Source organism: Enterococcus sp. BWR-S5 (genome assembly GCF_016745255.1).
Classification (GTDB): domain Bacteria; phylum Bacillota; class Bacilli; order Lactobacillales; family Enterococcaceae; genus Enterococcus_L.
The window spans coordinates 247,534-261,194 of record NZ_JADOEQ010000002.1; the positions used below are offsets into that span (position 1 = coordinate 247,534).

General features: G+C 34.0%; 7 protein-coding genes. 2 read left to right on the top strand and 5 right to left on the bottom strand.

Annotated features, from left to right (window positions below; genetic code table 11):
* Positions 1–1,233: 1,233 nt before the first annotated feature.
* Positions 1,234–1,467, bottom strand: a complete 234-nt coding sequence (locus IW510_RS03775; protein WP_202057060.1) for a hypothetical protein — start codon at positions 1,465–1,467, stop codon at positions 1,234–1,236.
* Positions 1,468–1,601: 134 nt separating this feature from the next.
* Here IW510_RS03775 and IW510_RS03780 point away from each other — a divergent pair, with 134 nt between their 5' ends.
* Positions 1,602–4,277, top strand: coding sequence for a DEAD/DEAH box helicase (locus tag IW510_RS03780; protein WP_202057062.1), 2,676 nt, complete (start codon positions 1,602–1,604; stop codon positions 4,275–4,277).
* Position 4,278: 1 nt separating this feature from the next.
* Positions 4,279–5,061, top strand: a complete 783-nt coding sequence (locus IW510_RS03785; RefSeq protein WP_202057065.1) for a DNA-methyltransferase — start codon at positions 4,279–4,281, stop codon at positions 5,059–5,061.
* Positions 5,062–5,103: 42 nt separating this feature from the next.
* Here IW510_RS03785 and IW510_RS03790 read toward each other — a convergent pair whose 3' ends face one another.
* The 4 genes from IW510_RS03790 to IW510_RS03805 all read right to left on the bottom strand — a co-directional run bounded on the left by IW510_RS03790 (position 5,104) and on the right by IW510_RS03805 (position 13,487).
* Entirely contained in the window at positions 5,104–6,873 is a 1,770-nt protein-coding gene (locus IW510_RS03790) for a DNA methyltransferase (RefSeq protein ID WP_202057067.1), read from the bottom strand.
* A 429-nt stretch (positions 6,874–7,302) separates the two neighbouring features.
* Positions 7,303–8,976, bottom strand: a complete 1,674-nt coding sequence (locus IW510_RS03795) for a recombinase family protein (RefSeq protein WP_202057069.1) — start codon at positions 8,974–8,976, stop codon at positions 7,303–7,305.
* Positions 8,977–8,981: 5 nt separating this feature from the next.
* Entirely contained in the window at positions 8,982–10,355 is a 1,374-nt protein-coding gene (locus tag IW510_RS03800) for a recombinase family protein (RefSeq protein WP_202057071.1), read from the bottom strand.
* Between the two features lie 300 nt (positions 10,356–10,655).
* Complete coding sequence (locus tag IW510_RS03805; protein WP_202057077.1) at positions 10,656–13,487, bottom strand: DUF927 domain-containing protein; 2,832 nt, start codon at positions 13,485–13,487, stop codon at positions 10,656–10,658.
* Positions 13,488–13,661 lie beyond the last annotated feature (174 nt).

The following is a 13,661-nucleotide window of genomic DNA, read 5'->3' on the forward strand; positions in this document are numbered from 1 at the left end:
TTATCATCTGGTATTAAATGCTTCGATAGCTGATTCACAAAAAGGTTAACGCTTTCAAAAATAGCGGTTATTTGTGAAAATGATTTTCAATCGTGGTTATAAAAATGAGGATAGTTGTGTAGGAGAAAGTTTGATAGGTCTTCTCTTATAGAACAGAAGAATGTTAGATAAACTGATTAAACGCGTAGGTATACTAAAGGATTCTCTATTACCATGTTGAAAAATCCTCCGAACTATAAACATAGCTAAAACCATCCAGTGTATAACGACAATCGTAAATTACTTTTACAACAACTTTTTAATTTATCTGCAATACGTCATTTTAAATTCTGCCCCCTCTACCTTCTCAAGAAAAATCAATAAAAACTAGCGTTCACTAGCAAAATAACACTATGCTAGTAAAAGCTAGTTTCAATTCATGATTATGCAAAAAGGAGGATGATTTCAGAAGGAAATACTGTAGAAGTCTTTGAATGGTCAGATAACAAAATCCTGAAGTTATTCAAATCTAATTTCACTGAAGAAATATGCAGGAAAGCATTTATGATAAAACAAGAGCTTTCAAAGTTACTGTCCAATTTACCTCAAGCCTTTGAAATGGTATCTACAAATGACTGATCAGGAATCATCTATGAAAATTTTTCAGCACCAACCTTACTTGAACTGTCATTGAAAAATCCGTGGAATATCAATCAAAACCTCCAGTGTGAACTGGAGGTTTTCTCTGCGGCTGTGAGCCTCTATTACCGGCCAGAGCCTGAAAGGCTCACTGAAGAAAAGCTCTCCCACGTGCACCACATTTACTCACGACTCCTTAGTAATAATATTAAACAAACCCCTTTCCAACCTTGAAGATTAACAACATCCACATATAAACATTTATGATACACTTTCCACTCATTCTAACTATATAACTTGTAATAAACACACTATACAGCTACATTTCCACACATAAAATTCCACCATATTAATGTCCTTCCATCATTTATGATACGGCTCCGCGTATCGCAAGTGAATGATATTTGGAGAATCCTATGACAGCCATCATTTCCTCAATTTTCAATCTGAGTCCCTATTATTCAAAAAACCACATCATTTATGATATACATACCTGTATCAAAAATAATGTGGTTAATTAGCAACACAATCTATTATGAATCTTATTCCAAATATTTCTATCTATTCTAAGTTTTACAAATTCTACAATTTAACAACGGCTAAAGTAATCATGGTCTAAATTATTTCATATACTGCAACTTCTTTATTTGTAACACTATCGACTTTTTTTCCTATGACTTTTACTAAATTTTCATTTTCCAATTCATTAAGTCTTGGGTGGGCAATATTTCTCTCTAACAAAGGAGTGTAACCTTTCCCATGCATATATTCAGCAACTTCTCGTGCTGTGGAAGGTCCTTTCACCCTTAATGCCTCTAAAACTTGCTGATGACGATTCGTTAATTTCATAGTATAAGCTCCTCTTCTTTTTATCTATTATCTATCTATTCGCACAATCTATCAAGCGTTAATGACAAGTATATGATACTATAATTCTGATAGTAGTTTTTTCACTATAGATAAAGATAGGAGAGTTACTTAGTATGAGTTCTATTTTAGAGGATTATTTCAACAGCAATGGTATCACTCAAAAAAGCGAAAAAATTTTTGTTACTGAATTTGTTCTACCAATCATTGGAATTGAAAAGCTTCATTGTTTAAAAGCACAAGAACCATTTATTGATCAATCAGGTAAGCAGCGTCGTATTGACTTCGCTTTTCATGATGAAGGATTAAATAAAATAGCCTTTGAAATAGATGGTGAATCTTACCATGCTGAAGGAGCTATTACTTCAGATGAATTTGATGATAGTTTGTTTCGACAAAACGAACTCATTATTAATAATTGGCATGTCCTTAGATTCTCTTATACACAATTACAAGATTCCAATAAGAGAGACTACGTTTTTGAAACTATTAAATTTGCACTCCAAAAATATAGGCCTGATCTCCTTCCACCAATTGAAATAACTCCAAATGGTATACAAGAAAAAGCTCTAAGAAGAATTGAATACAGCCGTTCTATTGGAAAAGATAAAGGAATTGTTGTAATGCCAACTGGTACTGGAAAGACCTACCTTTCAGCAATGGATATGAAAAAATTTTTATCTAAAAACTCTCCAAAGAACAGAGGTCTTTTTGTAGTTCATAGCTTAGAAATATTGAATCAAGCAAAAAAAGCATTCTCAAAAATATTAGACCCAGATACTGTGTTAGGAAAATTGGATGGCAAAGAAAAAGACAATATCAAGACATCAAAAGTTCTTTTTGCTTCAAAAGATTCTTTAGTTAGCCCCAAAAATCTTTCCTTATTTGAACCAGATGAATTTGATTATATTGTGATTGATGAAGTACACCATTCACAAGCAAAATCATATAAGAAGATATTTGATTATTTCAACCCAAGTTTTATGCTAGGTATGACTGCGACACCTGATAGAAGTGACCGAAAAGATATAATGGAGCTATTCGACTATCAAAAGATAGCTGAATTTACGTTTCATGATGCTATAGATGCTGGTTTTCTTGTTAATATAGAATACCATGGACTAACTGATGACATTGACTATTCAAAAATCAAATTTAATGGTAATAAGTATGATGTTCAAGATCTTGATAGAATGCTTAATATACAAAGTCGAAATGATGCTATTCTTGAAAAATATAAAGAATACATTAGTGGAGATAAGACAATTGGATTCTGTGTCTCAATAGAACATGCTGATCGAATGGCTAAATTATTTAATGATAATGGAATTAACGCTGTTTCAATTAATTCCGAAGCTCCTGGAGCAGCAAAATTAATCGAAGATTTCAGAAACAACGAATACAATGTAGCATTTACAATCAATATGTTTAATGAGGGAGTTGATATACCAAATGTTCGAGGTTTAATGTTTTTACGCCCTACTGAAAGTAAAACTATATTCACACAACAACTTGGTCGTGGATTGAGATTAGCTGCTGGAAAAGAAAGTGTAATAGTTCTCGATTTTATCGGAAACTATCATAAAGCTAATAAAATACGAGATTGGTTATCAAAAGATTCTGTTAAAATGAAAAATAAAGATGGGCAATTCACAGGAAAAACATTTTATGATTATGGTGGTCATATTAAGGTCAATTTTGATGATAAAGTTGAACAAATCATGAATCAGCAGGATGCAGATAGCGCAACCTATACCAAAGAAGACTTGAAAGATGAATACTATTCAATTAAAGATAAGCTTTTAGGAAAACGAGTTAGCCTCGAAGACTGGAAAAATGAAAGTCAAATTCCTGTTTCCTTTGTCAATAGACATTTTGGCAGTTGGCATCAATTTCTAAATGAATTGAATGAACTAACTGAATCAAGTTACCATTATCCTCAAGGCACTTCACTAGGGCACATTATGTATATTCTGTATCATCTTTCTATAGCAAGCAGAAAAGATTCCTTGATTGAAGAAAAGTATATTCGGATGACTGGTGCCCTGAGCAAAGACTCTCGTACAAGTACTATACAAAGGCAAACGAAGTATAAGATTCAAGCACTAATGGAGTTAGGAATCCTAGAAGATGCACGGATTACAAAATCCAATAGTCTTGTTCTAACGGATATAGGGAAAGAGATGGTTGATAAATTTGAACCTCTTTTACAAAAAATAAATGTACAACTTACCGAACCACTTTCTTGGAGAATGCAAGAAAGTGAATCATACTTTAATAAGGAAATTGCTAATTTTATAGCCAGTGACTTTGCTGCAAATAAAATTTGGATGAATATTTTATTACAATTCGATGCTTTTGAGCAACTGCTACATGTTCTTTATAGAGAGTTCCAAATAGAAAAGATATCAAAGAATACCCTCTATGAAACATTTTTTAATTCACCTTACGTTCTAGGTTTCATTGAATCTAATGGTATTGAAATACCTTCAGTGGAGGGACGAAGAAGAAGAGTTCCATTCTTAAATAATCTAGCAGAGAGTGTAGGTATTTTAGAAATAAATCGTTCTGAAGTAACTGTAAAAAAATTAGGGATATATAAAAAACTTTTTATAATAAATGGAAATGAATCTGAAAAAGAATTGATTGAACGAAAAGAAATAGCTAAAAATCCCCAAGTTAACAGTCAATCAGAGCAATTAGAACATTTAAAAGAACTATTTGGTTCAAGATTTGGAACTACTGATTTCTTGTTTACTAAAGAAGATATTTTAATATTTGAGGAATACTGATATGTCAAAAAACAGAATAAAACTTATAACAGACGACTGCCTCAATGTTCTAAAATCTATACCCGATGAATCAATAGACTTAATTCTATTAGATCCTCCATATAATATCAGCCTAACAGACTGGGATACTTTTACAGATTATGTCAGTTGGGCTGAGCTATGGATAGATGAAGCATATAGAGTTCTTAAGCAAAATGGGAACTGTATGATTTTTGGAGGAACACAATTTGAAGGAAAAAAAACTGGAGATCTATACGAGCTCATTCATCATGTCCGTCATAACACAAAATTTAATATAGTAAATACCATTGTCTGGTATTATAAAAATGGAATTTCAGCAAAACGTTTTTTCGCAAATAGACATGAAGAAATTATTTGGATCGTCAAAAGTAAAAAATACTATTTCGATCTAGATTCAGTTAGAATTCCCTATGATGAAGAAACTAGGGGTTTATATTTAAAAGACAAACGATTAAACCCAGAAAATGTAAATAAAGGGAAGAACCCAACTAATGTATGGGAAATCGGACGTTTAAACGGAAATTCTAAAGAAAGAGTGGGACATCCTACACAAAAACCAAAGGAGTTGATAAGAAGAATTATAAGGGGACTAAGCCCAGAAAATGGACAAGTCTTAGACTTTTTTGCTGGTTCTTGTGTTACTGGTATTGTTGCCATAGAAGAAAACCGATCTGTAACTCTGTGCGATGTAGATTCGTCATCAAAAGATTATCTAAGAAAACAATTTAATAATGCTCATTTAAATTTGGATGAGTTTCTGTAAAAAAGAGCCCGCAAAACTATTAACGTTTTGCGGGTCTTTTTATCACGCTCTGCTATCAAAATTATTATTTGTGATTTTTTTGCTCTCGATCCATTTCCGTATATCTTTATCAGATGGCACCCCTTGAAGATTATGTTTGTGAACTAGTGTAATGATTGTATCTTGCAGCTCTCTAAAAGTACGTTTTTCATTCCAGTAGTTATTTGGAATGAAATCAAATACCAACTGTTGACTCATAACTTTTTTTGAAATATTCATTGGTTTCATATATGTGATATATGCACTTTGCGGATTAGTATCATTAACACTATTAGTATGAAAGGTCGTACCTCTTTCGTTGCCTACAAAATCAACGAACTCAAATCCAATTCTATTAATCATAACATCTCTAAGAACATTCCATATTGTGTCAAACTTAGACTGAAATACTAATGTAAAATAGGCCCCAGGTTTAAGAACACGAAACACCTCAGAGAATGCTTCTTCTATCATGTTTCCCCATGTTTCAGCCCATTCTTGTTTCTTATCAAAATCCATTGGAATATTGATTTCGTTTTCCAAATCTTCTTTTTCATCCAACCAAGCGGAATAAAATAAATTGAGCTCAGCATATGGAACAATTCCACCATACGGGGGGTCAATAAAAGCGTAATCGAACAAATTGCTATCAAAAGAAAGTTTTCTTGCGTTAGACTTAATCGAAACAATATTTTTCTTTTGTTCTGGAGTCATCAAACCTTCAACAAATTGTTCACATTTAAAAAGGGTTTTGTATTTCCTTTCGAACACAGTAAGAACATTTTGTTCCTTACCAATTGGTGGAATATGGTATACATTTTTTATGCCAGAAGACTTAAAAAGACGACTTGAACTTCTAAATAACGATTCAGTGAATACAAATTTAAAAAACAACTTTGTATTATCATCTTTAATTTTCGTTTCTATATAATTGTTGATAATCTTAAGTGCGAGTAGATTTTTTTCAGAGAAGAGTGCTCCGACTTTTGAATGAATGGGAAACCCTGGCCAACCACCAACTCGTGGGTAGCTTCTGTTATATACAATTTTTTCATCAGGTTCCCATAATTCAGGATATTTTTCTAGTACAGCAGCGACATTATTGTCCCAATTTTCAATATCACTTTGAGAAACAATTCTATTTTCCTTAACTATTTTTTTTGTATTTGGATCTTTAAACTTGAGTATCACTTCAACCGGACGTCTACTCTCAACCTTCAAATCTTTGATTGCTTGCTCTGCAATATTAATTTTTGTATTACAATTTGGACACTTATATTCTGATCTGACTCCTGTCTCATTATTATTCAAATCCATCTCATTATTACAACTTGGACATTTATAAATATTGGAAGAAATAATAGTTTGTAGTACTCCAACCTCACCTGTTCCACTTTTAGTAGCATAGATCAAATCAATATCAGGTTTTAAATCTTTAATCATCTTTTCATATGTTTTCTTGATAGTATCTAATTGAAAAACACTAAAAATATTTTTTTGAATAAACTCTGCATACGGGCTATCATCAATTAAAACAGCTTTTCTATTCTCTATTGCAGCAGCTATTCCAGTAGAACCACTACCAGAGAAGCTATCAAGAATAACCGCTCCCTCTTCTGTATACTCACGTATGAACTTTTGAATATGAGGATAATATATTTTACTTGGATATGCAATTGACTTAAAAATAGTATTGGACTGCCTTCCAGAATCATTCATTCCTTCAAAGTTCTCAATCCCTCTTATTTTATTACTTTTTAGTTCTTCATTAAAAAAATTTTTTGATAATAGCATCGTGAACCTCCTTATAGGTAGAATCCAAAGCTTTTTAATACTACCAATTTTTTATTATACCATGACTTAGTTTATGATTCGATAATTTTTCATTATTAATTATGATAAGATTAATCCCTCTTATACTAAAATCAAGGTGTTTTTGCCAAACTATTATTCTTGATACTGCATTTATTAAGAGAAAAAACAATACTACCTGTTACGCACCTCCATAACGATTGCCCTAGCTATTTGAAATAGCTAGGGTTTCGTTATCTCTCTCGTCACATTACTGGATAAAATGATTTTGTAAGAGACTATCATAACTAATACAACCAAATTCCGTCTTAAACAACCTTATTTAAAGGAAATCGCACAAGTAACTATTTCTCTTTAGGTACCCGCTATCTTACTCTAAAAAGCTGCTTTCAACATCTTTTTCAGCTATCTTTAAATACTCAATGTAAATCTTGTTTTCAACACAAAAAGAGTCGCATCCGTTGATTCGGATACGACTGCTTTATAGTGTTCATTGAGTTGGTCAATTATTGTTTGATCGAATGTCATATAAAGTTTAATGTCATTCTTGTTTAATGGATCAAAGGTGATTCTGTCGATAAACGTTCGATATATCTGCTTAACCTCTCGTTTTTCCCGATTAGTAAGAAGTACATCTAATCCATTAATAATTGACTGAACATTTTTAATGGTAATCTCTTCTCCTTGATGTTGGAGAACTGTTAAGATTTCATTCTCCCGTAGTTGGTAATTTTTTCGCTTAAGAGTTAGTTCTCCCAAGCGTTCTTTTACAGAGTCAAGTAATTCTGGACTATCCTCTACAGCTTCGTACAATCTGGTCAACTTTCCATTGATTTCCTCCTTCTCAACAGAAATAACAGCTACTTCCTGTTCTAATGGTTTGATCTGGTCTACTAGCTCCTGATTCAATTCCTTAATCAGTTGTTTCAAGATGATAGGATTTTGAACGATTTCTTTTAATCGAGCTGCTACAAATGCTTCTGCCTTATCTGCTCGAATAGAGTTTGCATGACAGACACTTGCTCCTTTATTCCGAAATTGTGAACAAGAGTAATAGCGAATACGCTTTTTAATTCCTCCTTTTACTGTATTCGTTACATTACTGGCAGCCATAGGTGCGCCACATTCTGGGCAGCGTAACAAACCAGTTAGTAGGTTTTCACCGGATTGATTCCATTGAGGTGATCTATCCTCTAGTGAAATTCTCTCCTGAACAGCTTGATAGGTTTGCTCATCAATAATGGGTTGATGCTCTCCTTTTACAAGAATAGGGTTTGGATTTTTTCCTTTGCGACGTTTTGTATCCCAATTTAAGTATCGAGCATATTCCAGATACCCTCCATAAATTTTGTTATGGAGAATATCTTTAACCGCTGTTGTTGAAAAATTATTTTTCTTTACTGTTTGATATCCTTGCCGGTTCAAATAATTAGCAATCGCTCGATAACCTTCGCCCCCTAAATATTTTGCATAGACTAGCTGAATGATTTTAGCTTCTTCAGGTTCAATCAATAGCTGTTTTTTACCTGTTGCATCTTCTCCACTAATATAGCCTAAGCGCCTACCACCTGCATATCTTTTTTGATCACGTACGAGGCTTTGCATCGTCATTTGAACGTTCTCACTAATTTGATTACGTTCAAACTCAGCAAAACTTCCTAATAGTTGTAACATGAGTTTTCCAGTTGAATTAGTAATGTCAAATTGTTCAGAAATTGAATGAAGACCTATACTGTAAAGCAAAAGCTCTTCTACAGTAATAAGAGTATCTAACATATTTCGTCCAAGACGTGTTAATTTCCAAATGACAACCAAATCAAATATTCCTAGCTTAGCATCCTTCATCATTTGCTGGTATGCTAAACGATGTTTTGTCGATTTTCCGCTTTCTCCCTCATCTATATAGACCTTTACAACCTCATATCCCATTCTTTTGGCATATTCTCGTCCAACTTGTTCTTGAGCTTGAATACTGTACCCATCCGCTGCTTGCTCTTGTGTACTAACTCGAATATATAAAGCAACTCTTTTCTTATTGCCTTTGTTTTCAATATTTTTATCTGGCACCAATCCTTTTAAATTCATTGTCTTTATACTCCTTTTCTCATAATATTTTCGTTTATTGAAACAAGATAAATTCCTTGTATTTCTTTTGCTGGACTTACTTCAATGTAATCTAACTGGTCCATTACAATTTTCTGAATCGTAATTTTTTTTAACAATAACAACTCTTGTAACTTTTCTTCATATTTTTTTATATATCCAGATTGTGATTCATTAGATATCTCACTCAGTAAATGTAGTTCTTGTTTCATTTTTTCAATAGTTATTTCCCCCTTTTCAAACTGTTCAATGATTGCAGTCTTATTTCTATAAACCGCTCTCTTTTCAATATGCTCCTTTTTCTTCATTTGATGAATTTCTTGTTCTACCGCTGTCAATAACTCTGCATAAATACCATCTCGTTGAAGAAACTCCTTTAAATTGTCAATAACTGCCTGCTCAATTTGTTCAGCTCTTAGAAAAACTCCTTTACATTCTCGATTGGCGCAATGGTAATAGTATAAACGTTGCGTTTTAGCATGATTGTATTGGAACTTTGGACTTAGCCGCCTATGACAATGAGGACAATTTATTTTTTTGCGAAGGGGGTAAACCCTTTGATCTGTTTTTGTTACCTGCCGACTTTTTCGAATTGCTTGCGCTTGGTCAAATGCTTTCTTAGTAATAATTGGCGTGAAATTTCCTTGATAGCCCCCAAAAGTTCCTCCTTTAATCCAACCATAATAAAGACTATTTCCTAGAATGCTATGAACATTTCGTACAGTAAAGGGGTGCTCCTTGAAAACATACCCTTCCATTGCCAAAGCTTGTGCCAATTTTTTATAACCAAACTCCCCGGAACAATACAACTCAAATAGTCGTTTCACTGCTTTTGCTTCTTCAAGCTCTTGAACTACTTCACCTTCTATCAAACGATAACCATATGGAACTGCAGAAGATATGTACTCCCCCTGACTACGTTTGTAAGCTAATCCACTTTTAATATTTTCAATGATTGCCTCACGTTGCATAGAAGCATGAATAAAAAGTAGTTGTATAAATACCTTTTTAGTAGCTAAGTCACTTGTTTCCGAAGGAAAGGGTTCTGCAATAGATACTATTTCGATATTGTGATCATGGCAAAGTTGAAGGAATTCCAAAGCTGGTCGTGTTTCTCTATAAATTCTGTCATATCTCCAAAAATAAAGGATTCCTTGTTCATCTGAGCTTATTATCTCTTGCCTTAGTTGTTGAAATGCCGTTCGATTGCCACTTCCGCCAGATTCTCCTTGTTCACTATATCGTTGTGGTTTTAAATGACCATCTTGCTTAGCCTTATCACAAATCAACTGCCATTGAGCATCATTAGAAACCTTCAATTTATCCCAAACAGATGTCCTATCATATCCATATACACGCATAACAATCCCCCTATTTATAATTGAAACAGAGCGAGAAATAGTAGCGGACTTCGCTCTGTTCAGCTTTTTTTAATCAATGTCTTGTTCATCTAGAGAAATGCCCACGGCACCGTGTTGGCCAAGTATTTCCAAGAACTCAGCTTCTGTTAACTCCTCAAATTCATCTTCAAACATATTTTTTCACCTCCTTTTAATTCAAAGCAATGCTATTGTTAGCTTTTCACTTCTTCTTCTGGATCAATATGGTGATACAAGTATGGCAACAATTGTCGAGCTAAGATTTTGCTGAATTCTTCTGTATTATTTTTCATTTTTATTTTCCCCTTCCGTTTCTTCAAAATTCAACTCATCATCAGTAAGTGGTAGCTGAACTGTTCGTAGAGCTGGTTTTGGTTCGGTATTTTCTATAGTTTGGTTCACATTCAATTTAAAATAGTCTTTTAGTTCAAGTGGCAATAATAGCTCAAAAGTAGTTACATTCTCTTTATTGATACGTACTCTTTTGGTTTGCCGACCTTTTTCAGAAGCCATTTTTTCCGTTTCCAACAGGTGCTTAATAATATGATCACAATCAATCACATTAAATTCTTTAGCCAGCTCTTTCTTGAATATACTACTAATAATATTCACTTTAACTTGAGCATTTGTTACTGCCACTTTCCCCCATATCGGTCCGAAAGACTTGTTGCCAGAAGAACTAGTATCAATAAAGCGATGAGCATTACTAAGGAGCCATTCCACGGTCTGATCGTAATAGTCTGTACTAGCAGTCCGCTTTTCTTCGAAACTCCTTTTGTAAGTTTTAAGAAGAAGCTGTTCTACCTTTTCAGTATCTAAATCCACCTTAAGTAGTTTTTTTACCAATCGACCTGTGGTGGCTAATACCGCATAGTTATTGAGTATCCGTTGATCGAGTTGGTCCACATCTAATTGCTGTTTCAACTCTACTTTTACGGAATCAAATAATGTCTTCACTTCGCCGCTATCCATTTTTAACAATTCTGGGACAAATTGTTTTGCCGCAACACCATAGACTTGGTCAGAAAACGCTTTGATTTCTTCTGCGTGATCAGCAGAAATAGTCCACCTGATATTGGAAAACTCAACGTATCTAGAAAACAACCCCATTTGATTTTGCAAATAAGCTTTCAAAGCATTCTCTGAGCTAAGGAAGAGCAACGTCTTTATTTTCTCTGGAATGGTTAGTCCCATTTCCTTATTCATTCTCAGACGCTCCTGTCCAGATGCCCATTGAAAGATAATTGGTGTTAAATCTTTCATAGAAGCTGATCCTAATTCATCAAAAATCACTGGTGTCCCATAATTCTGAGCAGACAGTTTTATCAAGGCGTTGGCCGTCCCATTCATTGTCATAATGATATCTGCTGAATTCCCGTACAGAGAACTAATCCATTTTAATTTTGTCGTTTTTCCCGAACCAGAAATTCCTCTTAATGAGATAAGAAAAACAGAAATATCCAGATTTAATACTGTCTTTAGAAACCCGAAGACAATTGGTGCGAATCCTAACACGGTTGAAAGTGAAAATCCTTCATGTTTAACATTCAACTGGACAAACTCTTTCCATTCTCCAAATGTTCCTTGGCTATCAAACTGATAGAAGCTTTCTTTTGAAAGAACAGACTCCTGCACTTGGTCAGAACTAGAGTAGCTTTTATCCAACAAGTACACAGGATGATTGTCGTCTATGATCCACCCCAGCTCTTTGTGTTGATATACTTTTGGCGCTGTTTTCCGTTGCTCCATCAGATAGTCAACCACTTCTGACTCACGTCTAGTTTGAAAGGTAACGCCAATATTAACGAGCTGTTTAAACTGTTGCTGTTGGAATGTGGAAGCAGGTAGCCATTGCTTGATCCACTCGCCATCAAAAAAGTAACAAAGTAAATACATTACCTTATGGGTCACTTTTTCAATAGATGTCTGCTCTATGAACAATGCATCAGCAATTTTTAGAAACTGGCTTTTACTGTCTAAATAGTAAAGACCCTTTTTAGATAATTCATAATTTCCATAAGTGAATTTCTGCCCCTCATCTAAAGCCTTTGCAGTCACGGGTTCTTTGCTATTGTTTTTCACCAACGTTTTTGCTTCTTCTGGGACTGGGTATTGTTCTGCGAAGTCATGAATCGTTTTGGCTTCATCAGAAGCGTGTTGGCATTGGAACCGATTCTTTCCATCTTTTGTTACAGAGATTGATGCACCATTTTGATTGTTTGAATGCTGTTTTAACGGACACTCCTTGAAAATGTACAGTTTAACACCTTCGATATCACCATCCTTTACATAGTATTCAAAATGGTAAGAATCTAGCCAAATAGCGGTATCTGCAATGATAAAATCTTTTGTACGTTGTATTTGCTTTTTTGGTAAGGCAGTTATTTTTGTATTTTCTTTTACAATCTTCTCCAAAACTGTAAGTGGCGTATCTATCACTTCATTAGGAATTTTCATAAGAAAACTGCGTCTATGTGGCCGTTCTTCAGTAAAATCACCTTTCACTGCTGGTGTTCCAATCACTTTAGTAATTCTTGACGGATTGGGCACACTGACATCTACACGAACAAATTTATTACTGTGGCGCTGATCTAACACTTTTACAAATAATTTATTCAACTGTTTTACGCTCTCTATATCGCCATTTTCAATTGGAATTAACAAGCCATATCCATTTCCGCTATCAAATTGGATAAGCGATTTTACACCCATACTTTCAAGATACGAGTATATTTCAGCAGCAAGTTTGGCTGCATGTTCCTTTTCTTTATCCGTAGAAGACGTTTTGGTAGGTCTTTCTGGATCTAAATCGATGTAGATAAAACGTATTGCAGTAATATCTGAATCTTTTATTGGCCTGCCATCTGTAACTTCTTCAACATTGAATTGATTAAACGTGCTATAAACTGAGCCATACTGAAAGCCACCTTCATTAATAAAATCAATCATCCTTCGGCAGCCTTCCTTATCAGTCGAGAATAATTTACTAATTACTTTGTCATTTTTGTTATAGTGTGGCAAAATTCGCAGCTCAATATATAAAATTCCAAACATGGCTAACAGCTTTACATATCTTAAAACTTCATCTTTTATCATTTCAATTTTTTTAGTCATCCCTAGAAGACACTCCTTTGAATTACGGTAGAACGGTAAATAACATGTAATCCCATACCTAGTAGCAATTTCAGGGCTTACCCATATTTACCGCTCTACCGTTGTATTTTTTTATTCAGTTTATAATCATCGGTAATGCGGTATAAGAAACAACACTCTTTTTAGCCCGTAACA

Excerpts from the sequence above, each read along its gene's own strand:
- IW510_RS03805 (WP_202057077.1), bottom strand. The coding sequence starts at position 13,487 with ATGACTAAAAAAATTGAAATGATAAAAGATGAAGTTTTAAGATATGTA.
- IW510_RS03775 (WP_202057060.1), bottom strand. The coding sequence starts at position 1,467 with ATGAAATTAACGAATCGTCATCAGCAAGTTTTAGAGGCATTAAGGGTG.
- IW510_RS03785 (WP_202057065.1), top strand. The coding sequence starts at position 4,279 with ATGTCAAAAAACAGAATAAAACTTATAACAGACGACTGCCTCAATGTT.
- IW510_RS03780 (WP_202057062.1), top strand. The coding sequence starts at position 1,602 with ATGAGTTCTATTTTAGAGGATTATTTCAACAGCAATGGTATCACTCAA.
- IW510_RS03800 (WP_202057071.1), bottom strand. The coding sequence starts at position 10,355 with ATGCGTGTATATGGATATGATAGGACATCTGTTTGGGATAAATTGAAG.
- IW510_RS03795 (WP_202057069.1), bottom strand. The coding sequence starts at position 8,976 with ATGAATTTAAAAGGATTGGTGCCAGATAAAAATATTGAAAACAAAGGC.
- IW510_RS03790 (WP_202057067.1), bottom strand. The coding sequence starts at position 6,873 with ATGCTATTATCAAAAAATTTTTTTAATGAAGAACTAAAAAGTAATAAA.